The organism is Microbacterium sp. bgisy203 (assembly GCF_965345155.1).
Lineage (GTDB): Bacteria > Actinomycetota > Actinomycetes > Actinomycetales > Microbacteriaceae > Microbacterium.
This window is the reverse complement of sequence record NZ_CBDRLZ010000001.1, coordinates 424181-447254: the sequence shown is the minus strand read 5'-3', so window position 1 is coordinate 447254 and position 23074 is coordinate 424181. Positions and strand designations below refer to the sequence as shown.

The window sequence follows — 23074 nt, the reverse complement described above, 5'->3', positions numbered from 1 at the left end:
AGGAAGGTCCCGCATGACTGGATCCGACGCCCCGCCGCCGCCCGCTCTGGCGCGCGCGGGCATCGATCGCTCCGCCGACGAACGCGCCGAGCCGGACCTGCTGGATCGTCTTCGCGCCGATGCCTCGTCCCGGGTCGTGCCCGTGCACGGCGACCGGGGGCTCGTCGTGGCGGAGGGCACGAGAGTGCACACCGTGGCGGTGGGCGACATCGCGGGCGATGCCGAGTGGGCCTTCCTCGGACGGGCGCACGGCGGCGCCGCGGTGCTCCTGGCTGCCACGGCGGCCGACGCGCCGGCGCCGGTCCAGGCGATGGGGGGAGCGGTGTGGACGCCGCTGCGCGTCGTCGGGGGCGACCTCGACGCGGTCGATGCGGGCACGCTCGTCGAAGCGGTGGCCCTCGGGCGGTGGCTCGTCGAGGCGCCGTTCTGCTCCGCCTGCGGAACACGCACCGGCGTCCGCGAAGCCGGCTGGTCGCGGCTGTGCCCGCACTGCGGCCGCACCCACTTCCCGCGCACCGATCCCGCGGTGATCGTCGCCGTCCACTCGCACGACGGCGAACGACTGCTCCTCGGGCAGAACGCGCTGTGGCGCAGCCGCAACGTGTACTCGACGTTCGCCGGGTTCGTCGAGGCGGGGGAGTCGCTCGAGGGCGCGATCGTCCGCGAGATCCGCGAGGAAGCGGCGGTGACGGTGGTCGAGAGCCGCTATCGCGCGTCGCAGTCGTGGCCGTACCCGCGCTCGCTCATGCTCGGATTCCACGCCCGCGTCGCGGCGGATGCGGCGCCCGCGCCCGACGGCGTGGAGATCGTCGACGTACGGTGGTTCACGCGCGACGAGCTCGTCGCGGCGCTCGCGGGGCACGGTGAGGTCGCTCTCCCCGGCTCCGCCTCCATCGCGCGCCGTCTCATCGTCGACTGGGTGGAGCGCACCCCATGAGCGATGCCCTCGCCGGGCTCGACGAGCAGCAGCGCGTCGCGGCATCGGCCCTCCGCGGCCCGGTGTGCGTGCTCGCCGGCGCCGGCACCGGCAAGACGCGCGTCATCACGCACCGCATCGCGCACGGCGTGGACACCGGCGCCTACTCGCCGGGCCGGGTCATGGCCGTGACGTTCACGGCGAAGGCGGCGGGCGAGATGCGCGGACGCCTGCGCGCGCTCGGCGTCGACGGCGTCGCGGCCCGGACGTTCCACGCGACGGCGCTCGCCCAGCTGAACTTCTTCTGGCCGCAGCTCGTCGGCGACGTCGCGCCCTCGATCATCGACAAGAAGGTGCGCATTCTCGGGCAGGCCGCCGACGCGCTCCGCCTCCGCCTCGACGCGGCCACCCTCCGCGACGTGGCGAGCCGCATCGAGTGGCGGAAGGTCGCGATGCGGACGATCGACGAGGACGCGGCCGCGCATCCTTCGGGGCTCGGCGCGATGGATGCCGAAGCCCTCGCCGACCTCATGCGCATGTACGAGAAGGTCAAGGACGAGCGACGCCAACTCGACTTCGAAGACGTCCTGCTCGCCTGCGCCGGCATGCTCGAGTCGGAGCCCCGCGTCGCCGCGGCCGTGCATGAGCAGTACCGCCACCTCACGGTCGACGAGTACCAGGACGTCTCGCCCGTGCAGAACCGTCTTCTGGAGCTCTGGCTCGGCGACCGCCGGGATCTGTGCGTCGTCGGCGACGCGAGCCAGACCATCTACTCGTTCGCCGGCGCCGACCCGCGCTACCTTCTGGAGTTCGCGGGACGTTACCCGGATGCCCAGGTCGTGCGCCTCGAGCACAACTACCGCTCCGATCCGTCGATCCTGGGTGCGGCGAACGGGCTCATGCGCGGCCGGCCCGGGGCGCTCGCCCTGGCGTCGACACGGCCGGCCGGCCCGCTCCCCACGGTCACCGGCTACCCCGAGGATGCGGCCGAGGCCGAGGGGGTCGCGGCCGCCGTCGCGGCGCAGCTGGCCTCCGGCATCCTGCCCGACGACATCGCGATCCTGTACCGCGCCAACGCGCAGTCGGCACCGATCCTGGGCGCCCTCGCCGCGCGTGGCATCCCGGCGACGGTGCTCGGCGGGAAGCGCTTCTTCGACCTCCCCGAGGTGCGTCAGGCGGTCCTCGCGCTCCGCGGCGCATCGGTCGCGCCGGTCGAGACGACCTTCCTCGCCGCCGTCCGCGACGTGCTGCGCTCGCTGGGCCTCACCGATGATCCGCCGCCGGCGGGCGGAGCGCTCCGCGACGCGTGGGAGGCGAGGGCGGCCGTCCTCCGCCTCGCCGAAGAGGCGCCGGACGGCACCACGCTGCGCGCGTTCACCGACACGCTCATCGCACGCGGTCGCGATCAGCACGAGCCGGCGCTGCGCACCATCACCCTCGCGACGCTGCACGCGGCGAAGGGTCTCGAATGGGACCACGTGCACCTGGTCGGCCTCGCGGAGGGGTTGCTGCCGATCTCCTACGCGACGACGTTCGAGCAGATCGACGAGGAGCGCCGGCTGACCTACGTCGGCATCACGCGGGCCGCGCGTAGCCTGTCACTGTCGTGGTCGGAGCGTGGGGGGAACGTGAACGCGCGTCCGCGTGCGGCGTCGCGATTCCTTCGGGAGATCGGGCCGGCGCTTCAGGAGACCGGCAGAGGCACCGTGCGTGCGGGCGGTGGGAGTGCCAGACCCGCCGCACGTCCGCGCGGCTGAGGGTCACCGAGACCGAGCTCTCGCCTGTGGCCGACTCCGGCGCCGCGCGCAACATCCGTGCCGCGAGCACCGCGGCCTCGAGGATGAGCCCCGTGTCGGTCGGTGTGCGCTCCCGCCCGATCAGCTGCGCAGCGACCAGCGGCCATCCGGCGTCGTCGTCGGTACGGTGCGCGTGCAGACACGTCAGGCACGCGGTGGCCCCGGGCACGACGATCGGTCCCACGACGACGCGGTCACCGCACAGCGCCACGGGAAGATGGGTCACGTCCGCTGCCATGAGCGTCGACGCGCGCCGCGGATCGACCAGCAGATCCGCGACGAGGATCATCGGGACGTCCGGCTCGGGGTCCGTCGCGGGCCACCGTGTGACCGATGCCGGATCGAGGCCGGCGGCACGCCAGCCGTGATCGAAGGCATCCGCCTCGGCGAAGCCGATCTCGCTCGGCAGCTCGGCCTGCACGCGCACCGGCTCGGCCGAAACCGTCGTCAGCGCGCCGCTGATCTCGGCGACGAAGCGCTCCGCGTCCGTCGCCGAGGCGCCCAGGCTCCGCGCGAGGGGGAGGAGCATCGCATCCGGGATGCCGTCGCGCAGCGCGTCGAGGAGCCGCTCCTGCCACGGGGTGACCTCATCGAGACGGACCGCGCCGTCCGAGCCGAGCTGCATCGACGAGGGGGTGCGCCACAGCGGCGGGTGGGAGGGGGCGAGTCGCAGCATGAGGCGATCCTGCCGAGAACGCCCACGCACCGCCGAGGTTGTCCACAGGGGCGGTCACACAGGCCGCGGGTCGTCCGTCCCGGGGTCGTCCGTCCCGGGGTCGTCCGTCGCGGGGTCGTCGCCGGCCGCGGCGTCGCTGCTCCTCGAGCCCGTTTCGTCCGCCGCCGCGTCTCCCGCGGCGGCTTCGGCGAGGAGCTCTTCGAGCGCCTCGTCCATCGCGTCGCGCGGCGGCTCCTCGCCGGCCGCGCGCGCCTGCAGGCGCGCGATGAGGGCCTGCGGGTCGTCGATGTCCGACGCGTCGGGCATGAGGTCGGGATAGTCCCACAGGCTGTCGCGCTCGGCGACCCCCACCGCGTCGGTGACGGCGCGCCACATCGCGGATGCCTCGCGCAATCGTCGCGGTCGAAGTTCGAGGCCCACGAGCGAGGCCATCGCCTGCTCGGCGGGGCCGCCCACGGCGCGCCGCCGCCGCACGGCTTCGGCGATGCGTGCCGCCTCGGGCAGACGCGCCGTGGCGTCCTCGGTCACGACCTCGACCCAGCCCTCGATCGTCGCGAGGAGGTTCTCGAGGCGCGTGAGAGCGGCATCCTGCGCGGGTGTGCGCTGGGGGAGGAGCGCGCCGGACTCGAGCGCCGCGCGCAGCTCCTCGGGCGCCGACGGGTTGAAGCGCGAGGCGAGGTCTTCGAGCGCGCTCGTGTCGACGTGGATGCCGCGGGCGAACTCCGTCACCTGCGAGATGACATGCAGGCGCAACCACTTCGCGTGCCGGAAGAGGCGCGCGTGGGCGAGCTCGCGGGTCGCGAGGTACAGCGCGAGCTGGTCGTCGGTGACCTCGAGATCCCGCCCGAAGTCGTCGAAGTTCTGCGGGAGGATCGCGGCCACGCCGTCGGGCATGACGGGGATGCCGACGTCGCCGCCCGAGACCACCTCGAGCGAGAGACGACCGATGACACCGCCCAGCTGCGAGGCGAACAGCGACCCTCCGATGCGGCGCATGAACGCGCCCGCTCCGGCGACGAGCTGCTTCATCTCCTCGGGCGTCTGTTCGTCGATCACCGAGGTGAGGGCGCCCGCGATCGAATCGGCGACCGGTTCGGCGAGCTCTTGCCACACCGGGAGGGTCTCCTCGACCCACTGACCGCGCGTGATCGCGACGGGCGGGGCGGCCAGTTCCGAGATCGTGGTCGTCTCACTCAGCCACAGGGTCGCCAGCGCGAACGCCTGCTCGAACTCCGCGCGGTCGCCCGAGCTGATGCTCAGGCCGTCCTTGTTCGACAGGTGGAGGGCCTGGGTCTTCGCCGCGCTCCAGTCGATGCCGTCGTCGCTGCCCCGCGTGAACGCCGCCTGCATCTGCGCCATGATCTGCTGCAGCATCGCCGGGTCGACGCCCATGCGCGAGAGCCCTTCGAGCTGCGCGGGATCGATCGACGCGCCGCCACCGCCGCCGAGGAGGTTCCGCAGCAGCTCCTGGAAGTCGGCGGGGAAGTCGTCGGGCTCGAAGCGGGAAGCCTCGTCGTCGTCAGCCATGTCAGGCGCCTTTCAGCAGAGGGTTCTCGTCTCGCTCTACGCTAGTCGCACGACTTCCGCCGCGGCGCGTTTCGCAGGTGCGGTGAGGGCGTCGTCTGTACGCCGATCGCGAACGACCGGCCGGGAAGGGTGGCCGTGGCACTGTTCGACGAGGGGACGACGATCGTGCCCACCCCGCGCCGACGGTTCTCGCGGGGCACGACCCTCGGCATCTGGGCGCTCACGATCGCCCTCGTGTGCCTGCTCGCCCTCACGGTGCTGCCGACCTCGTTCGTCATCCAGCAGCCGGGGCCCGTCTTCAACACGCTCGGCACCGCGAAGAACGCCGACGGCGACGAGGTGCCCCTCATCTCGGTCTCGGGTGCCCAGACCTATGAGACCGCGGGAGCGCTCGACCTGCTGACCGTGCAGGTCGTCGGCTCGCGCGAGCGCACCCCCTCGTGGTTCGAGCTGGCCGCCGCATGGTTCGATCCGTCGCGGGCCGTGCTCCCCATCGACCAGGTCTTTCCGGCGGGCAAGACCACCGAGGAGCGCAATCAGGAGAGCGCCGTCATGATGGTCGACTCGCAGAAGGAGGCGACCGCGGCCGCGCTCACGCACCTCGGCTACGACGTGAAGCCGATGGTGCGGGTGTACTCGCTCACGGACGACTCCGCCGCACAAGGCATCCTGCAGAAGGACGACATCATCCGCGCCGCCGACGGGGAGCCGATCACCCAGACCGACGAGCTCCGGGCGATCATCAATGCCGCCGACGGTGCTCCGGTCGAGCTCACGGTCGAGCGCGGCGGGGAGACCCTCACGGAGTCGGTCACCCCCAAGCGGGTGACCTCGGGCGGCGAGAGCACCTGGCTCATCGGCGTCTCGACGACCCACGACTACGACTTCCCGATCGACGTGACGATCCAGCTCGACAACGTCGGCGGGCCGAGCGCCGGCATGATGTTCGCGCTCGGCATCATCGACACGCTCACTCCCGGCGAGCTCAACGGCGGAGAGATCGTCGCCGGCACGGGAACGATCGACGCGGCGGGGACTGTGGGGCCGATCGGCGGCATCCGCCAGAAGATGTACGGAGCGGTCGGCGAGGGCGCCGACTGGTTCCTCGCGCCGGCCGACAACTGCGACGAGGTCGTCGGGCACATCCCGGACGGGCTGCGCGTCTTCTCGGTCGCGAAGCTCGACGACGCGCTCGCGGTGCTCGACGCCATCCGTTCCGGCGGCGACCTCGGTGCGCTGCCTACCTGTTCCTGACGGTTCCGGGCAACCAGGCTCTCCTCAGATCGGGGCCGCCTAGGATGGAGGGGTGACCACGACCTCAGCGCCGAACCAGGCCACGCCCAATCCGCTCCGCCGCGCGATCGGCATCACCCTCGCCGTGATCGCGGTGGTCGTGGTGGGATTCTTCGTCTTCGCGAGCCTCTACGCGGACTGGCTGTGGTTCGATCAGCTCGGCTTCTCGAGCGTGCTGTGGACGCAGTGGGTCGGCCGCGTCACGATGTTCGCCGTCGGGTTCTTCTCGATGGCGATTCCCGTGTTCGTCGCGATCCAGCTCGCGTACCGGCTCCGCCCCGTCTACGCGCGGTTGAGCTCGCAGCTCGACCACTACCAGGAGGTCGTCGAGCCGCTGCGCCGGCTGGCGATGTGGGGCATCCCCGTCTTCTTCGGGTTCTTCGCCGGGTTCGCCGCGTCGGCGCAGTGGGAGACCGTCTGGCTGTGGTTCAACCGTGTCTCGACGGGCGTCACCGACCCCCAGTTCGGGATGGACACCGGGTTCTACCTCTTCTCGCTGCCGTTCTTCAGCGCGCTCCTCGGCTTCTCGTCGGCGGTGCTGCTCGTCTCCCTGGCGGTGACCGTCGTCGTCGCCTACTTGTACGGTTCGGTGCGGGTGGGTCAGCGCGAGCTCCGCATCTCGAAGGCCGCGCGCATCCAGCTCGCCGTCATCGCCGGTCTCTACCTCCTCGTCCAGGCGGCGAGCCTCTACCTCGACCGCTTCAAGACGCTCACCTCGCAGAGCGATCGCATCACCGGCGCGAGCTACGTCGACGTGCATGCGGTCATCCCGGGCCTGACGATCCTCTCGATCGCCGCCGTCATCGTGGCGCTGCTCTTCTTCGTGACCGCCGTCATCGGACGTTGGCGTTTCCCGCTCATCGGCACCGCCCTGCTGATCGTGACGTCGCTCATCGTCGGCATCGCCTATCCGGCGCTCGTCAACCAGTTCCAGGTCGTCCCCAACCAGGAGACGCTCGAGTCCCCGTACTACCAGCGCAACATCGACGCGACGAAGGCGGCGTACGGCATCGACGGCCTCGAGAAGATCGACTTCAAAGCCGTCACCGACGCCGAGCCGGGGCAGCTGCGCGAGGATGCCGACACGACGGCATCCATTCGCATCATGGACCCGGCCATCATCCCGCCCACCGTGCGTCAGCTCGAGCAGTACCGCCCGTACTACAAGTTCTCCGACCCGCTCGACGTCGATCGCTACCAGATCGACGGCAAGTCGCAGGACACCGTCGTCTCGGTGCGCGAGCTCAACCTCGATCAGCTGGGCGCGGCGGCCTCGTGGTACAACACGACGCTCGTCTACACGCACGGCTACGGCATGGTGGCGGCGAAGGGCAACGACCGCACCTCCGACGGCAACCCGGTGTTCGTCGAGCGCGGCATCCCCGTGTCGGGTGCCCTGACCGACGGCGAGAAGTACGAGCCCCGCATCTACTTCGGCGAGTCGTCGCCGGCGTACTCGATCGTCGGAGCCCCCGAGGGCACCAATGACATCGAGCTCGACTACCCCCGCGGCGCGGACGGCTCGGACCGTACCCGCACGACGTTCACCGGCGACGGCGGACCGGGCGTCGGGAACCTCTTCAGCCGCCTGATCTACGCGCTGAAGTTCCAGTCGACCGACATTCTCCTCTCCGACGCGATCAACGAGAAGTCGCAGATCCTCTACGATCGCGACCCGGCCACGCGCGTCGAGAAGGTGGCGCCTTACCTCGAGCTCGACAACGACCCCTACCCCTCCGTCGTGGACGGGCGGATCGTCTGGATCATCGACGGCTACACGTTGAGCAACCAGTACCCGTACTCGTCGATCGTGAGCCTGCGCGACGCGATCAGCGACACCACCAACAGCAACCCGCGGGTCGCTCTCGACGACGTCAACTACGTCCGCAACTCCGTGAAGGCGACCGTCGACGCCTACGACGGCAAGGTGACGCTGTACGCGTGGGACGAGACCGACCCGTTGCTGCAGGCCTGGCAGAAGGTCTACCCGTCGACCCTCAAGCCCATCTCCGAGATGAGCGGCGACCTCATGAGCCACGTCCGTTACCCCACGGACCTCTTCAAGGTGCAGCGCGCCATGCTGGGCACCTACCACGTCGACGACGCTGCGTCGTTCTACTCACGCGACAACGCGTGGCGCACGCCGGATGACCCGGTCAACAAGACCTACCTCCAGCCGCCGTACTACCTGACGATGAAGATGCCCGGTCAGGACAACCCCGCGTTCTCGATGTTCACGTCGTTCATCCCCGCCGCCGAGGGCGACAACGCCCGGAACGTGCTGATGGGCTACCTCGCCGTCGATTCCGACGCCGGCGCGACGGACGGGACGAAATCCGAGGGCTACGGCAAGCTCCGCATGCTGGAGATCAACGCGGACACCCCGGTGCCCGGACCCGGACAGGTGCAGAACACCTTCAATGCGGCCCCGAGCGTCTCGTCCTTCATCAACATCCTGAAGCAGGGTCAGTCCGAGGTGCTCCCCGGAAACCTGCTGACCCTCCCGGTCGGTGGCGGTCTGCTCTACGTGCAGCCGGTGTTCGTGCAGTCGTCCGGCGGCACGCAGCTGCCGACGCTGCAGAAGATCCTGGTCGCCTTCGGCGACGAGATCGCGTTCGAGGACACGTTGCAGGATGCCTTGGACTCGCTCTTCAAGGGCACCTCCGGCGCCGACACCGGCGACAACGACGTGACGCCCTCGCCGGAGCCGACCGAACCGGGCGACACCGGGGGCGACGAGGGCTCGACCGGCGGCACCGGCACCGATGTGCAGTTCCAGGCCGCTCTCCAGGAAGCGCGGCAGGCGATGCTCGACCGCGACGCGGCGCTCAAGGCCGGCGACCTGACGAAGTTCGCCGAGGCCGACGCCCGCCTCACCGCCGCGGTGCAGAAGCTCCTCTCCCTGAGCGGCGACTGACCCCGCGCCGGTTCCGTCGGCCGCGAGACACCGGTTCTGCCCCGAGACGCGGGCGCGGAGCCGGCGTCTCGGAGCGAGAACGATGTCTCGCTGCGGGTGAGGGGCACGCGGGGTCAGGCGGTGAGGAGCGCCCACCAGATGAGGAGCAGCGTCACCGCGAACCCGGTGAACTGGTTCAGCCAGAGGAACCGGTCCCAGCCGCGCGTCGCGGTCGCCGCGGTCTCGTCGGTGATGTTCCGGTACGGCCACACGGTCGCGAGGTAGGGGAGTGCGAGAAGCGCGGCGAGAGGTCCGGGCCACGACACGAAGAGCATCGCGACGCCCGCGAGCGCGTAGCAGGCGAGGGCGAACCAGACGGTCCGCCGTGCTCCGAACGCCGTCGCGATCGATGAGATCCCGGCCGCGCGGTCGGCGACGACGTCCTGCACGGCACCGAACGCGTGCGACGCGACGCCCCAGAGCGCGAACCCGATGATGAGGGCGACGAGCGGCCAGGTCCAGACGGCGCCCGCGAGGACGAGTCCGTACACGGCGGGGGAGAAGAAGTGGATGCTGCTCGTGATCGAATCGGCGACCGGGCGCTCCTTCAGCCGCAGCGGCGGCGCGGAGTAGAAGACCACGAAGAACATCGACAGGGCGAGCACGAGCCAGGATGCCGGGGATCCGACGATCACGAGATAGACGAGGAACGGCAGGCACGACAGCGCCGCCGCCCACAGCGTCGTCCGATGGAAGCTCCGGTCGAGGACGGCACCGTGCGCACCGCCCTTGCGGGGATTGCGGAGGTCGGACTCGTAGTCGAAGACATCGTTGATGCCGTACATCGCCAGGTTGTACGGCACGAGGAAGAAGATCGTCCCGACGACGAGTGTGACGTCGATCTGCCGCGTCGTCAGCAGGTACGCCGCCGCGAACGGGTACGCGGTGTTGATCCAGCTCACCGGGCGCGACGCCACGAACAGCTGCCGGAGCGTCCCGCCCGGGGTGCGCGCCCCCGCGGCACCCGAGCCGCCGCCGGAAGCGCCGCCGCCCGAGCCCTCGGCGCCGGACGCCTCGGCGCTCACGCTGCGCCCTCCGCGGCATCCTCACGCGTACTGCGCGGTGTCAGGAGGCACCGGATCGCCGGGACGAGGAACGCCGCGGCCACCGGGTAGGAGAAGTCCTCGATGGGGGCGAGCCCGATGCGGATGCCGCTGATGAGGTCCTCCGGGTAGGTGAAGAGGTCGGCTGCGATCATGAGGTTGTCGAAGATCGCGGTGAGGACGACGAGCACGACGGCGGCGATCGCCGACACCCCCATCCGCTGCGCGAACCGCGGCCGCGTCGCGGTCGCGAGCGTCACGATCGCGGCCACGATGAGAAACGGGATGACGATGAGACCGTACATCAGCCGGCATCCTCCGCGGGCGCCGCACGCCGATCCGCCGCGAGACGGTCGAGGCGGCGGCGCCTGCGGGCCCCGAGCCGCATCGCCGCCGCGTGCGTGACGAGGGCGAGGTGGCAGAGGAACGCGAGGAAGACCGGCTCCTCGAGCGGCAGGTGCGGGGCGAGGTCGATGCCGAGCAGCAGCGGGCTGTCGCCGCGCACGAAGACGCCGGTCGCGATGCCGACGGCATCCCACACGACGAAGAACAGGGTGCCGAGAACCAGCGCGAGCCCCGACGGCACGGGCGCCGCCCACAGCGCCAGGCGGTAGCGCCAGTCGAGCACGAGCATGCCGGCGAACGATACCAGCAGGAACGCCAGGTAGAGACCGGCCATGTCAGCGGGGGCCGGACGGCTCGGGGGCGGGCTCGGGGGCGCGGGAGGCGTCCGGCTCGGGCAGGCGCGCCGCGCTCGTGTCGCCCCGTACCGTCTTCACGGCGAGCTCGGCGGAGATGAGGCACATCGGCAGCCCGATGCCGGGGAGGACGTTCGTGCCGACGTAGGTGAGGCCGTCGATGCGCGACGCGTTCCGCGCGCGGAACAGGGCGCTCTGCCCGAGCGTGTGCGCGAGGCCCAGGGCGCTGCCGCGCCAGGCGCCGAGGTCGCGTTCGAAATCGGCCGGCGCGATCGTCCGGCGCACCCGGATGCGGGAAGCGAGGTCGGGGATGCCGGCCCAGTCGGCGATCTGCGCGATGGCGCGGTCGGCGGCGGCCTCGATCGCCGCGTCGCCCGCGCCGTCTTCGCCGCCGTGACCGAGCGAGGGGTCGGCGGGGATCGGGACGAGCACGAAGAGGTTCTCCGCCCCCGCCGGCGCGACGGTGTCGTCGGTCGCCGACGGGCGGCAGACGTACAGCGACGCGGGGTCGGGGATCTTGCCGTCCGCCCCGAAGACGTCGGAGAAGTTCTGCTCCCAGTCGCGGCTGAACAGCAGCGTGTGGTGGGCGAGCTCGGGAAGCTCGCCGTCGACGCCGAGGAGCACGAGCAGTGCGCCGAGGCCGGGGTCGCGCCTGCGCCACCACCGCTCGGAATAGGTCCGCTCACCGGGACCGAGGAGGTTCTGCTCCGTGTGGTGGAGGTCGGCGGAGGAGATGACGAGGTCGGCGCGGTGCTCGGTGCCGTCCGCGAGGCGGATGCCTCGGGCCCGGCCGCCCTCCACGAGGATGCGGGCGACGGCGGCATCCGTCTGCAGCGTCGCGTCGCGCTCGCGCGCGAGCCGGGCGATCGCCTCGATGACGGCGGTGAACCCGCCCCGGGGGTAGAGCACGCCGTCGTCGAGGTCGAGCGAGCTCATCAAGTGGTAGAGGCTCGGCGCGGCGTAGGGAGAGGTGCCGAGGAAGACGGCGGGGTAGGCGAGGATCTGCCGGAGCACCGGGTCGTCGAACCGCGCCGACACGTGGCGGTGGAGCGAGCGCGTGAGAAGCGGGGCGAGGCGGGGGAGCTGGCGCACGAGGTCCCGGTCGCGCAGGCCCGCGAGCGACGCGTACGGGTCGTACAGGAACTTCGAGACCGCGAGGTCGTAGGCCTCGGACGCGGAGTCGAGGTAGGCATCCAGTGCCGCGCCGGCTCCGGGCTCGCGGCCCTCGAAGAGGGCGCGCGCCTCGTCGCGACCCGAGACGACGTCGACCGGCTCGGTGGGGCCCGCCGAGCCGCGATCCGGCTCCGGGTACACGCGGTAGGCGGGGGTGAGGGGCACCAGGTCGAGCTCCGCCTCGGCGGTGGTGCCGAGCAGGCGGAAGAAGTGGTCGAAGACCTCCGGCATGAGGTACCAGCTCGGCCCCGTGTCGAATCGGAACCCGTCCTTCTCCCACGATCCGGCGCGCCCGCCGAGCTGGTCGCGCGCCTCGAAGAGCGACACGTCCCACCCGTCTTCTGCGAGGAGGGCCGCCGTCGCGAGCCCGGAGATGCCGCCGCCGACGATCGCGGCGGTGGGCCTGCGGCCGTCGGCGGGAGAGCGGTGGTCGGCGGGGGTCGGGCGGTGGTCGTCTGCGGCGGTCATGCGTCGGTCCTTCGCGGGGGGAAGCCCGCCATCGCCTTGACGGCGATCGTGGCCTTGACGGGGGTGGGCACCGAGACGCGCTGCGCCCCGTCGTCGTCGTGCAGGCGACGGGCGAGCTCGGCGAACAGCCCGTGCGCGGTCGTGACCGCCCGGCGGCAGTCGGAAGGCAGCCGCGGGATGGCGAGGGCCGCGACGTCGAGGTCATGATCGATGCGCGCGAGCACCTCGGCGCGGGTCGCGCCGTCACCGATGCCGAGGTAGTCGCGGCCGAGGCGCCCCCGATCGTCGGCGAGGTCGCGGAGGAAGTTGACATCCTGGAACGCGGCGCCGAGCCTGCGCGCCCCCTCGACGAGCTCGGCGTCGGGGGAGACAGGCGCGGGCCGCCCCGCGTTGACGAAGACCTGCAGGCACATGAGTCCCACGACCTCGGCGGAGCCGTACACGTAGGTGTCGTGGGATGCCGCATCGTGCGACGTCTCGGTGAGGTCGGTGCGCATCGAGGCGAAGAACGGTCGGATCAGGTCTTCGCCGATGCCGCACTCGCGCGCCGCCAAGGCGAACGCGTGGACGATCAGGTTCGTACTGAACCCGCGGTCGATCGCGCGGAACGTCTCGTCCTCGAACTCGTCGAGCAGACGCCGCTGCGCGTCGGCGGGAAGTCCCGCGCGCTCCGCCTCGCCGTCGACGATCTCGTCGGCCAGCCGCACGAGCGCGTAGACGTTCCGCACGTGCCCGCGCACGCGCGTGCCGAGCAGCCGCGTCGCGAGGGAGAACGACGTGGAGTAGTTCGCGATCACCGAGGCGGCGGCATCCTGTGCGCTGCGGTCGTAGAGGGCGGAGGTGGTCACGGGACGCGGCCCTCGATCGCGGCGGCTATGTCGCCGATCAGCGCCGCGGCGGCGGGAGACAGATCGGGCGAAGCCGCCTGCGCGCGGGCATTCTCGAGCGACGAGCGCACGAGCGCCACGAGGTCCTCCCGCGCACCGCTCGCCTCGAGCTCCTCCTGCGCACGGCGGACGGCGACGGGACCCGTGTACGCCAGCGCGATCGCCGAACTGACCCGCGGCCACGCACCCGTCCGCCGGGCCAGGCCGATGAGTGGCGTCCGCTTCGATTCACGAAGGTCGGCGCCGGGTTCGCGTCCGGCCTGGCTCCGGCTTCCGAACGTGCCGATGAGGTCGTCGACGAGCTGGAAGGCGAGGCCGAGGTCGGCGGCGGCGGCCGCCAAGGCATCCCTCGTGCCCACGGACGCGCCGGCGAGCGCCGCCCCGGCCACGAGCGGCGCCTCGAACGAGTACGCGGCTGTCTTGTCGTGGGCGGCGACCAGGAGGGCGTCGGTGTCGGGGACGTCGGCGCGTGCCGCGTTCTCGACATCGGCCAGCTCGCCGGCGGCCGAGACGAGGATGGCGTCGTCGAGGATCTCGAACAGCGTCGCGCGGACGCTCGCCGACGCATCCGCCGTGGCGATGAGGCGGGTCGCCTCGAACAGCAGCAGGTCTCCGGCGAGCACGGCGGCGGCATCCCCCACGATGACGATCTCGTCGGGGCTCGCGCCGTACGCCGCCGCCCGGGCGCGGAACCGGCCGGCGACGTTCGGGGCGCCGCGGCGCTCCACGTCGCGGTCGATGAGATCGTCGTGCACGACGAAGCCGGTGTGCAAGAGCTCGAAGGCGGCCCCGACCTGCCACAGCGCCTCGTCGGCGGCGCTCGGGGCGGCGGCGTTGGGTTCCTCGCCGTCGACGGGCGCGAAGGCGCGGTAGGCGGCGACGACGAGCGCCGGGCGCAGACGTTTGCCCTTCTCGCCCGCGGCGGCGGCGGCCTCGGCGAGTGCGACGGCACCCTCCCCGAGGGGACCGCTGCGTTCCTGCAGTCGTTCGAGCGACGCGGCGATCGCGGCGTCGACGCCCGCTCGATCCTGCTCGGACAGCGCGATCATCAGGCAGCGCCGACGACGGGCGCGTCGAAGATGTGCATCTGCTCCGACTGGAGGACGAGCCACGGGCTGAACGCCCACGGCGCGGCCCGGAGCGAGACGGCGAGGTCCGCAGGGTCAACCCACCGCGTCTCGACGACCTCGCGCGGGTTGGGGCGCGGCTCGTCGTCGACGATCGCCGTGTAGACGGGGCAGATCTCGTGCTCGACGATGCCGCTCGCATCGACGGCCCGATAGCGGAAGAGGGGGAGGACCAGTTCGACGTCGCGCAGACGCAGGCCGAGTTCGTGCTCGGCGTGCCGGTGCACGGCGGCGATGACGGGTTCTGCGGGTCGGGGGTGGCCGCAGAAGGAGTTCGTCCACACGCCCGGCCACGTCTTCTTCTCCAGAGCGCGACGCGTGAGCAGCGTCTGACCGTCGGTGTTGTAGACATGACAGGAGAATGCGAGGTGCAGGGCGGTATCGGTACCGTGGACGCTCGCCTTGGGCGCGACCCCGATCTCGCTCCCGTCTTCGTCGAGCAGGACGACGAGGTCGGCAGCGGATGTCGATGGGTCGGCGGTCACGCGAATCTCTCCTAACGCTAGTTTAGCTAGCGATTTTCAGCAATACTACCTGTGGGACCGGGAGGTGTCCACATTGACAGAACGATGGGTGCCGCGTACAGCGCGCGACAGGCTTCTCATGTCCGCGCTCGAGTCGGTCCGCGCGCTCGGCGACACGATGGACCGCATGCACGGCGGCATCCGCGGTGAGATGGAGATGAACGCGACCGACCTCGCAGCGCTCCGGATGCTCATCGTGCGCGAGCAGCGGGGGGAGTGGGTCTCGCCTCATGAGATCGCGAGCCACCTGTCCATCTCGACCGCGTCGACCACCAAGCTGCTGGATCGTCTGACCGAGAGCGGGCACCTCGAGCGCCGGCCGCATCCCGCCGACAAGCGGGCGCGTGTCGTGGTCATTACCGACCACGCCCGCGCGGAGTTCTACCGGCACTTCGGCGTCCGGATGCGGCGTATGCGCGACGCGATGGACGAGTTCAGCGACGACGAGCTCGACGCGATCGTGCGCTTCCTGCAGAAGACGAGTGCGGCCCTGGAGTGAACGGCCGACCGCCCTCCCGACGCGAAGAAAGCGCCTGCCGATCTGTTCGGATCGGCAGGCGCCTTCTTCGTTTTCGTTGCGGGGACAGGATTTGAACCTGCGACCTCTGGGTTATGAGCCCAGCGAGCTACCGAACTGCTCCACCCCGCGGCGCAAGAAGATAGCCTAGCACGGTCCTGGAGCATCCGCGAACCGGAGGTGCCACGCGGGCCCGGCCGAACCTTGCGACCCGCGAGACGGTCGGGGGAGGATGAGTCGCATGGAGTCCGAATCCGTCGAGCACGCCGCCGCTCGCGACGCTCGCCCGGGCGAGGGCGACGATCGGGTCGATGGCCGTGACGAGACGCCGAACGAGCGCGCCGACCGAAACTGGTCGGAGGTGCTGCAGGAGCTCCGGGTGATGCAGACCGGCACACAGATCCTCACAGGCTTCCTTCTCGCTCTCGCCTTCCAGCCGGCGTTCGCTGATCTCGACGCCCGGCAGCGGGTGTTCTATCTCGGGCTCGTGCTGCTCGCGACCCTCAGTGCGGTCGTCGCCCTCGCTCCGGTCGCGCTGCACCGGATGGTCTTCGGCCGGCGTGAGAAGAGGACCGTCGTCGCGTATGGGCACGCGGCCCTCGTGACGTCGCTGGCGACGGTGTCGCTCCTGCTGGTCGGCGTGGTGACGTTCGTCTTCGATGTGGTGGCGGGCGTGCCCGCCGTGTGGGCGGCCGCGCTCGCCGCCGCCGTGGCGGTCCTCGTCCTCTGGATCGTGATTCCGCTGGTGCTGAGAGCAAGAGGACAGAACGGATGACGACCGCCACCCGCATCGACGACGGCGTCGGCGTCGCCGTCGCGCAGTTCGCGCCGACCGCCGACGAGACGGCGAACCTCGCCGCCATCGAGGAACTCGCGGCGCGCGCCGCCGGTCGCGGCGCGGATGTCGTGCTCTTCCCCGAGTACGCGAGCTACTTCGTCGACCCGTTCGACGACTCGCTCGTCGCGCACGCGCAGGAGGTCGACGGCGCCTTCGCCGCGGCGCTGCGCGAGATCGCGGCGCGGCACGACGTGACCCTCGTCGCCGGGCTCCTCGAGCGCGGCACGGCAGAGCGCGTCCGCAACACCGTCATCGCGGTGGATGCCTCCGGCATCCGCGCCGTCTACCGGAAGCTCCATCTCTACGACGCCTTCGGTCAGCGGGAGTCGGACTGGGTCGAGCCCGGTGGGATCGGCGAGGAGGCATTCGCGCCCGAGACGTTCGAGGTCCGCGGCATCCGCTTCGCGCTCATGACCTGCTACGACCTGCGGTTCCCGGAGGTCGCGCGCGTGCTCGCCGACGCGGGGGCGCACGCGGTGCTCGTCGCGGCCGAGTGGGTGCGCGGGCCGCTCAAGGAGTTCCACTGGCGGACGCTCCTGCACGCGCGGGCGATCGAGAACACGCTGTACGTCGCGGGCGCCGACCACCCGCCGCCCCTCGGCGTCGGGGCTTCGGTCGTCGTCGACCCGCAGGGTGTCGAGATCGCGGGCGTCGGCACCGCGACCGACGTCGCCGTCGCGTTCGTCGACGCCGCCGTCGTCGAGCGAGTGCGCCGCGTGAACCCCGCTCTCGCCCTCCGCCGCTTCCGCGTCGTCCCGCGCTGACCCGCGCCCCGCTGACGTACGTGCGGGCTCGCGAATCACCGGGCGATTCCCGAGTCACCGCCGCTTTCGCGCGCAATCGGCGGTGATTCGCGAAAGGGGCGGTGATTCGCGAGCGGGGGGCGTGTGCGAGGAGGCGACGTCAGGCGAGGGTGCGCAGGCGCGCGGATGCCTCGGCGATGACCTCGAGGCGCTTGCACGCCGCGAAGCGGACGAGGCTCCGGTACTGCTCGCGGTGCGGCTCCGAGACGAACGCCGTCAGGGGGATCGCGACGACCCCGGCGCGCGCGGGGAGCGTGCGGCAGAAATCCGCGGCATCCTCTGCGCCCTGCAGGAACGGCGCCGCATCCGCGACCGTGAAGTACGAGCCCGCGGCGACCGACACCTCGAATCCGGCGGCGCTGAGCCCGTCGCCGAGGAGGTCGCGCTTGTCGCGGAGCGCCGCCGCGATGCCGGTGAAGAAGGCGGCCGGCAGCGCCAGCCCCGCCGCGATCGCCGGCTGGAACGGGGTGCCGTTCGTGTAGGTGAGGAACTGCTTCACCGCGAGCACGGCGTCGACGAGGTCGGCCGGGCCGGAGACCCAGCCGATCTTCCAGCCGGTCGTCGAGAACGTCTTGCCGGCCGAGGAGATCGTGAGTGTGCGTTCGGTCGCTCCCGGAAGCGTCGCGATCGGCACGTGCGGCTCGTCGAACACGAGGTGCTCGTACACCTCGTCGGTCACGATGATCGCGTCGTGCTGATCGGCGAGGCGCACGATCTCGGCACGGACCTCGGCGGAGAAGACGGCGCCGGTGGGATTGTGCGGGTCGTTGACGAGGATGAGGCGTGTACGGTCCGTGACGGCGGTGGCGAGACGATCCAGGTCGGGCTGGAAATCGGGGAAGCGCAGCGGTACCGGCACGAGGCGCGCGCCCGCGAGCGCCGCGCTGGCGGCGTACGCGTCGTAGTACGGCTCGAACACGACGATCTCGTCGTCCGGACCGTCGATCAGGGCGAGGATCGTCGCCGCGAGCGCCTCGGTGGCGCCCGCCGTCACGAGCACCTCGCGGGCGGGATCGAGGGTCAGTCCGTAGAAGCGCTGCTGGTGCGCCGCGATCGCGTCGAGCAGCGCCGGCACCCCGCGCCCCGGCGCGTACTGGTTCGCCCCACCCGCGATCGCGGCCCGCGCGGCCCGCAAGACCTCTTCCGGTCCGTCCTCGTCGGTGAACCCCTGCCCGAGGTTGATCGCGCCCGTGCGCACGGCGAGAGCGGTCATCTCGGCGAAGATCGTCGGGGCCGGCGCGCCGCCCGCATCGAGAAGTCCGGCGCCCTGCGCCGTGCGTCGCCACGCTCCGGGAATGTCTCGCACCCGCTCACGCTACACACATAGCGTCGCATAGGCTCGCCCCGGCGGTGCCATATGCAACGCACAGAAATGCGGGTCATGCTGGACGAGTCCGTGAGAGTGCGGACCTGGGAAGAAGGATGTACCGATGAGCGAGAACGCCCCCTCCGCGAACGACCCGCAGCAGCCGGATGCCGCGAACGCGCAGCGACCGCCGCTTCCCGCGCAGCCGGCCGCCGACGCCGCCGCGAACCCCCAGACCTCTCCGGGCGCGTACCCCACCTCCGCGGCGCCGGTGAACCCCTACGCGGCGCAGGCCCCGTATTCGCCGCCCCGCGTCCCGACGTATGCCGAGGCGACGGCCGCCTATGGGGCCTCCGCCTACGCGACCGCGCCCCAGTCGACGGCTCCGCAGTCGACCGCGCCGGACGGTGCCGCGCCTTCCGCGCCCGCGGATGAGTCCGCGACGCCCGAGCACGAGGCATCCACCGGCAAGGTCGGGGCCGGCAAGATCGTCGGCATCATGGTGGCCGCCGCTCTCGTCGGGGGCGCCGCGGGCATCGGCGGCGCGGCGGCAGGTGCGTCGCTGTTCCCGCAGTCGCAGACGGTCGTGACGACCTCACCCCAGACCGTCACCGTCAACAACACCGAGTCGGTCAACCAGACCACCGCGATCGCCGACAAGGTCGTCCCGAGCGTCGTGACGATCTCCGCCTCGGCGGGATCGAGCGGAGGCACGGGTTCGGGCGTCATCCTGACCGAGGACGGCTACGTCGTCACCAACACCCACGTCGTGACCCTCGACGGCGAAACCGGCGACGCTCAGCTCAGCGTCACGACCTCCGACGGCAAGGTCTACGCGGCCACGATCGTCGGCACCGACCCGACGTACGACCTCGCGGTCATCAAGCTGACGGATGCCTCGGGGCTCACGCCAATCGACTTCGCCGACTCGACGAAGCTGAACGTGGGCGACCCGACCGTCGCCGTGGGAGCGCCCCTCGGTCTGTCGAACACCGTCACGACGGGCATCGTCAGCGCGCTCAACCGTTCGATCCAGATCGCCTCGTCGGCCGCCCCCGAGGGCGGCGACACCCAGGAGGACACGCCCGGTCAGGGCGAGTCGCCCTTCCAGTTCGACTTTGGCCAGGGTCAGCAGCAGTCGGCGACCAGCTCGATCTCGATCGCGGTCATCCAGACCGATGCCGCGATCAACCCCGGCAACTCCGGCGGCGCGCTGGTCGACGGTGAGGGCAAGCTCATCGGCGTCAACGTCGCGATCGCCTCCACCGGCTCGACGAACGCGTCGAGCCAGGCGGGCTCCATCGGCGTGGGCTTCTCCATCCCCTCGAACATCGTCAAGCGCATCACCGACGAGCTCATCCAGAACGGCGAGGCGACCCACGGTCTCCTCGGCGCGGGCGTGCGGGATGCGGCCAGCCAGCAGGGCGCGACGGTCGCCGGGGCGTACATCGCCGAGGTCACCGGCGGAGGCGCGGCATCGGCCGCGGGACTGAAGAAGGGTGACGTGGTCACGTCCTTCAACGGGTTCCCGATCACCGATGCGACCGACCTCACGGCGCAGGTGCGCGCTCTCGCAGGCGGCTCGAGCGCGCCCCTCGTCTACCAGCGCGACGGCAAGAGCGTCTCGGTGGACGTCACGCTCGGCACGCTCGACGACTGACCCACGCTTCTGAACCCACGCTTCTGAAGCCACGCTTCTGAACCCACGTCGCGCCCCACCGGCGCGGCACGGACGCCACCCCGCGATAGGCTCGCGGGGTGGCGTCCTTCTCGTTCGGCGCCGGCAACGCCGGGAAGCTTCTGCGCATCCCGCTGTACGTCGCCGGCCGGGCGGTGACCGCCGTCGTGCCACGGTCGCGCGAGCTGTGGGTGTTCGGCTCGGCGGTCGGTCTCGCCGATGGGGCCTGGGCCCTCTGGCAGCACGCGTCGGCCGCGGGGGAGCGCGCGGTGTGGCTCACAGGGACCGCCGATGAGGCGCAGGATGCCGCAGCCCGCGGCATCCTGCACGCGCCGAAGACGTCGCTCCGCGGCTTCTGGCTGACTGCGCGCGCGGCGGTCACGGTGATCACGCACGGTTTCGGCGACGTCAACCGGTATGCGGCGACGGGCGGTGTGATCGTGCAGCTGTGGCACGGCATCCCGCTCAAGCGCATCGGCCTCGATGCGCCGGTGACGACCGCGAGTCCGCTGCCGTTCGCCGCGCCGCTCCTCCGCCGCGCGCTCGCGGCGCTGTACCGGCGCACACAGGCACGCATCCGCGTCCTGCCGGCCGCGTCCGACCTCGTGCGGGGCCGCCTCGAGTCGGCGTTCGGACTGCCGAGCGCGCACGTGCCCGTCACGGGCGACCCGCGCGACGACGTCCTCTCGACCGGAACCGCTGCGGGCCGGCGCGCCGCCGCACGCGCGCGGCTCGCCGCGCTCATCGGACCCATCGACGCGCAGACGCCCGTCGTCCTGTACGCGCCGACGTGGCGCGACGGGGCGGCGGACCCCGGGCTTCCGGCATCCGCTGATCTGGCCGCGCTGCGCGCCGTGCTGGCCGACACGGGCGCGGTCTTCCTCGTCCGCGCCCACCACCTCGGCGCCGGCGACTACGCCGCGCTCGCGGGGGGCTCGGTGCGCCTCCTCGGCAGCGACGTCGTCGCCGATGTGACACCGCTTCTCCCGGGCGTCGACACGCTCGTCACCGACTACTCCTCGCTCGCCTACGACGCCGCCCTCGCGCGACTGGCCACGGTCTTCTTCGCTCCCGACCTCGACGGGTACGCGCGCTCGCGTGGCTTCTACGGCACCTACGCCGAGGTGGCGGGCGACGACCCTGCGACGACGTGGCCCGCGCTCCTCGCGCAGCTGCGCGCCGTGCTGACCGACCCCGCCGAGCGCGCCGCCCGCGTCGCACGGGCAGGCGCCCTCAGCGCCCGCGTGCACCGCTTCGCGGACGGACGCAACACCGCGCGGGTGTACCGTGCGATTCGCGCACGGATCCCGGCGACCCCGGGACGGCCCTCCAGGAGGATGCCATGACGATCACCGCCCGCATCGACACGGATGCCGCCGCCGCGCCCGCACTCGTTCTCACCGGGTCCGGAACCCGCCCGCGCGCGGTGACCGTCTCGGGGCGTCGGGCCTCGAGCGAAGGACGACTCACCGGTCGGGGCGTCTCGTGGACGGCGCGGGTGCCGCTCCATGCCGCACGGTGGGGCGGTGGTGCGCTGCCGCTGCCGACCGGCGCGTACGCGGTCGAGATCACCGGGGCTGACGGCGCGCCGATCGATCTCGGTGCGGAACTCGCCGACGACGTCCCGGCGACGATGACCCCCACGATGCGCGTGTCGCTGTCGGGCGCGACCCTCGAGGTCCGTCCGCCGATCGATCCGGCGTACGAGAGCGCCGAGGGTCAGGCGGCGCTGGAACGCCGCTACGCGACGCGGCCGAAAAGCGGGCGGGCGGGGCTCGAGAACGCCGTCTTCTTCGAGAGCTTCTATGGGCGCAACGCGAGCTGCAACCCGCGCGCCATCGACCGCGAGCTCGCGCGCGTCGCCCCGGGCGTCACGCGCTACTGGAGCGTCGTGGACCTCTCGGTCGCCGTCCCCGACGGCGGCATCCCCGTCGTCGAGGGGAGCCCCGCGTGGTGGCGGGCGCGCGGGTCGGCGCGTCTGCTCGTCGTCAACGACTGGCTGCGCCGCCGGTACGAAAGGCGCCCGGGCCAAGTGGTGCTCCAGACCTGGCACGGCACGCCGCTCAAGCGCCTCGCGCTGCACCGCCCGGGCTTCGACCCGCGCCGTGCGCTCGCGGTCGTGCGCGAGAGCCTCCGCTGGAACGTGCTGCTCGCGCAGAACCCGTACGGGGAGCGTGTCATGCGGAAGGCGTACGCGTTCCTCCGCCGCCCCGTGTGGGTCGAGGGCTACCCGCGCAACGACGCGCTCCGCCGCGGCGGGGGCGGCGACCGCACCCGCCGTGCGCTCGGCATCGGCGAGGACGAGCGGGTCGTCCTCTACGCCCCGACGTGGCGCGACGATCGCGACGAGATCGTCGACTTCCTCGATCTCGAGCGTCTGGCCGGGGACACCGGCGCCGTCGTGCTCGTCCGCGGTCATTCGCGCACGATCCCGGCGGGGTCCGACGCCCACGGCGCGCGCATCGTCGACGTCACCGCGTACCCCGACGTGTCCGACCTCCTCGTCGCCGCCGACGCCCTCGTCACCGACTACTCGTCGGTGATGTTCGACTACACCGCGACCGGGAAGCCGATCCTCTTCTTCACTCCCGACCTCGCCGACTACCGCGAGCGGCTCCGCGGGTTCTACTTCGACCTCGGCGCGCACGCGCCCGGACCGATGACGACCTCGCAGGCCGACCTGACGGCGGCGCTGACGGCGGCGCTCGAGGAGGGTGTCCTCCCGGCGTTCGTCGACCGCTACGCGCAGTGGCAGGACATGTTCAACGCCCGCGACGACGGCCATGCCGCCGAGCGGGTCGTCGCGCGCATCCTCGACCAGCGATTCGTCGACCGCGCCTGAGCGCTG

General features: G+C 71.7%; 19 protein-coding genes and 1 tRNA gene. 10 read left to right on the top strand and 10 right to left on the bottom strand.

What is annotated here, in order from left to right:
• Window positions 1-13: 13 nt before the first annotated feature.
• A complete protein-coding gene (gene nudC / locus ACRVYW_RS02210; protein WP_431801255.1) occupies window positions 14-937 on the top strand; it encodes an NAD(+) diphosphatase in 924 nt (307 codons plus the stop codon).
• Window positions 934-2673, top strand: coding sequence for an ATP-dependent helicase (locus ACRVYW_RS02205; RefSeq protein ID WP_431801253.1), 1740 nt, complete (start codon window positions 934-936; stop codon window positions 2671-2673). The genes nudC and ACRVYW_RS02205 overlap by 4 nt, the downstream gene beginning before the upstream one ends.
• 769 nt (window positions 2674-3442) lie before the next feature.
• Here the strand turns inward: ACRVYW_RS02205 and ACRVYW_RS02200 are convergent.
• Window positions 3443-4915: a zinc-dependent metalloprotease gene (locus ACRVYW_RS02200; RefSeq protein ID WP_431801251.1), complete on the bottom strand. Its 1473-nt coding sequence runs from the start codon at window positions 4913-4915 to the stop codon at window positions 3443-3445.
• 135 nt (window positions 4916-5050) lie between these two features.
• Here ACRVYW_RS02200 and ACRVYW_RS02195 point away from each other — a divergent pair, with 135 nt between their 5' ends.
• Complete coding sequence (locus ACRVYW_RS02195; protein ID WP_431801249.1) at window positions 5051-6169, top strand: YlbL family protein; 1119 nt, start codon at window positions 5051-5053, stop codon at window positions 6167-6169.
• A 52-nt stretch (window positions 6170-6221) separates the two neighbouring features.
• On the top strand, window positions 6222-9125 hold the full coding sequence (locus ACRVYW_RS02190) for a UPF0182 family membrane protein (protein ID WP_431801247.1): 2904 nt from the start codon (window positions 6222-6224) through the stop codon (window positions 9123-9125).
• Between the two features lie 113 nt (window positions 9126-9238).
• On the opposite strand, the gene ACRVYW_RS02185 is transcribed toward ACRVYW_RS02190, so the two are convergent.
• The 7 genes from ACRVYW_RS02185 to idi form a co-directional block, all read right to left on the bottom strand.
• Window positions 9239-10087, bottom strand: coding sequence for a prenyltransferase (locus tag ACRVYW_RS02185; RefSeq protein WP_431801734.1), 849 nt, complete (start codon window positions 10085-10087; stop codon window positions 9239-9241).
• A gap of 98 nt (window positions 10088-10185) precedes the next feature.
• Window positions 10186-10515 (bottom strand): lycopene cyclase domain-containing protein, encoded by a 330-nt coding sequence (locus ACRVYW_RS02180; RefSeq protein ID WP_431801730.1) that lies wholly within the window; start codon window positions 10513-10515, stop codon window positions 10186-10188.
• On the bottom strand, window positions 10512-10886 hold the full coding sequence (locus ACRVYW_RS02175) for a lycopene cyclase domain-containing protein (RefSeq protein ID WP_431801245.1): 375 nt from the start codon (window positions 10884-10886) through the stop codon (window positions 10512-10514). Before ACRVYW_RS02175 ends, ACRVYW_RS02180 begins: the two co-directional genes overlap by 4 nt.
• A 1-nt stretch (window position 10887) precedes the next feature.
• Complete coding sequence (gene crtI, locus ACRVYW_RS02170; protein ID WP_431801243.1) at window positions 10888-12546, bottom strand: phytoene desaturase family protein; 1659 nt, start codon at window positions 12544-12546, stop codon at window positions 10888-10890.
• Window positions 12543-13394, bottom strand: coding sequence for a phytoene/squalene synthase family protein (locus ACRVYW_RS02165; RefSeq protein ID WP_431801241.1), 852 nt, complete (start codon window positions 13392-13394; stop codon window positions 12543-12545). Before ACRVYW_RS02165 ends, crtI begins: the two co-directional genes overlap by 4 nt.
• Window positions 13391-14482, bottom strand: coding sequence for a polyprenyl synthetase family protein (locus ACRVYW_RS02160; RefSeq protein WP_431801239.1), 1092 nt, complete (start codon window positions 14480-14482; stop codon window positions 13391-13393). Before ACRVYW_RS02160 ends, ACRVYW_RS02165 begins: the two co-directional genes overlap by 4 nt.
• Entirely contained in the window at window positions 14482-15045 is a 564-nt protein-coding gene (gene idi, locus ACRVYW_RS02155) for an isopentenyl-diphosphate Delta-isomerase (RefSeq protein ID WP_431801237.1), read from the bottom strand. Before idi ends, ACRVYW_RS02160 begins: the two co-directional genes overlap by 1 nt.
• 118 nt (window positions 15046-15163) lie before the next feature.
• Here idi and ACRVYW_RS02150 point away from each other — a divergent pair, with 118 nt between their 5' ends.
• Window positions 15164-15583, top strand: coding sequence for a MarR family winged helix-turn-helix transcriptional regulator (locus ACRVYW_RS02150; RefSeq protein WP_431801235.1), 420 nt, complete (start codon window positions 15164-15166; stop codon window positions 15581-15583).
• A 76-nt stretch (window positions 15584-15659) separates the two neighbouring features.
• Here ACRVYW_RS02150 and ACRVYW_RS02145 read toward each other — a convergent pair.
• Window positions 15660-15733, bottom strand: a tRNA-Met gene (locus tag ACRVYW_RS02145).
• Between the two features lie 109 nt (window positions 15734-15842).
• Between ACRVYW_RS02145 and ACRVYW_RS02140 the strand changes: the two genes are divergently transcribed.
• Window positions 15843-16376: a DUF6328 family protein gene (locus ACRVYW_RS02140; RefSeq protein WP_431801233.1), complete on the top strand. Its 534-nt coding sequence runs from the start codon at window positions 15843-15845 to the stop codon at window positions 16374-16376.
• Window positions 16373-17203, top strand: coding sequence for a carbon-nitrogen hydrolase family protein (locus tag ACRVYW_RS02135; protein WP_431801231.1), 831 nt, complete (start codon window positions 16373-16375; stop codon window positions 17201-17203). Before ACRVYW_RS02140 ends, ACRVYW_RS02135 begins: the two co-directional genes overlap by 4 nt.
• A gap of 139 nt (window positions 17204-17342) precedes the next feature.
• On the opposite strand, the gene ACRVYW_RS02130 is transcribed toward ACRVYW_RS02135, so the two are convergent.
• Window positions 17343-18548 carry an aminotransferase class I/II-fold pyridoxal phosphate-dependent enzyme gene (locus ACRVYW_RS02130; RefSeq protein ID WP_431801229.1) on the bottom strand — a complete coding sequence of 402 codons (1206 nt, stop codon included), beginning with the start codon at window positions 18546-18548 and terminating at the stop codon, window positions 17343-17345.
• Between the two features lie 124 nt (window positions 18549-18672).
• Between ACRVYW_RS02130 and ACRVYW_RS02125 the strand changes: the two genes are divergently transcribed.
• The 3 genes from ACRVYW_RS02125 to ACRVYW_RS02115 all read left to right on the top strand — a co-directional run bounded on the left by ACRVYW_RS02125 (window position 18673) and on the right by ACRVYW_RS02115 (window position 23068).
• The gene (locus ACRVYW_RS02125; protein WP_431801227.1) at window positions 18673-20208 is read left to right on the top strand and encodes a trypsin-like peptidase domain-containing protein; all 1536 of its coding nucleotides are present in this window, start codon (window positions 18673-18675) and stop codon (window positions 20206-20208) included.
• Between the two features lie 98 nt (window positions 20209-20306).
• A complete protein-coding gene (locus ACRVYW_RS02120; RefSeq protein ID WP_431801225.1) occupies window positions 20307-21572 on the top strand; it encodes a CDP-glycerol glycerophosphotransferase family protein in 1266 nt (421 codons plus the stop codon).
• On the top strand, window positions 21569-23068 hold the full coding sequence (locus ACRVYW_RS02115) for a CDP-glycerol glycerophosphotransferase family protein (RefSeq protein ID WP_431801223.1): 1500 nt from the start codon (window positions 21569-21571) through the stop codon (window positions 23066-23068). The genes ACRVYW_RS02120 and ACRVYW_RS02115 overlap by 4 nt, the downstream gene beginning before the upstream one ends.
• Window positions 23069-23074: the final 6 nt, after the last annotated feature.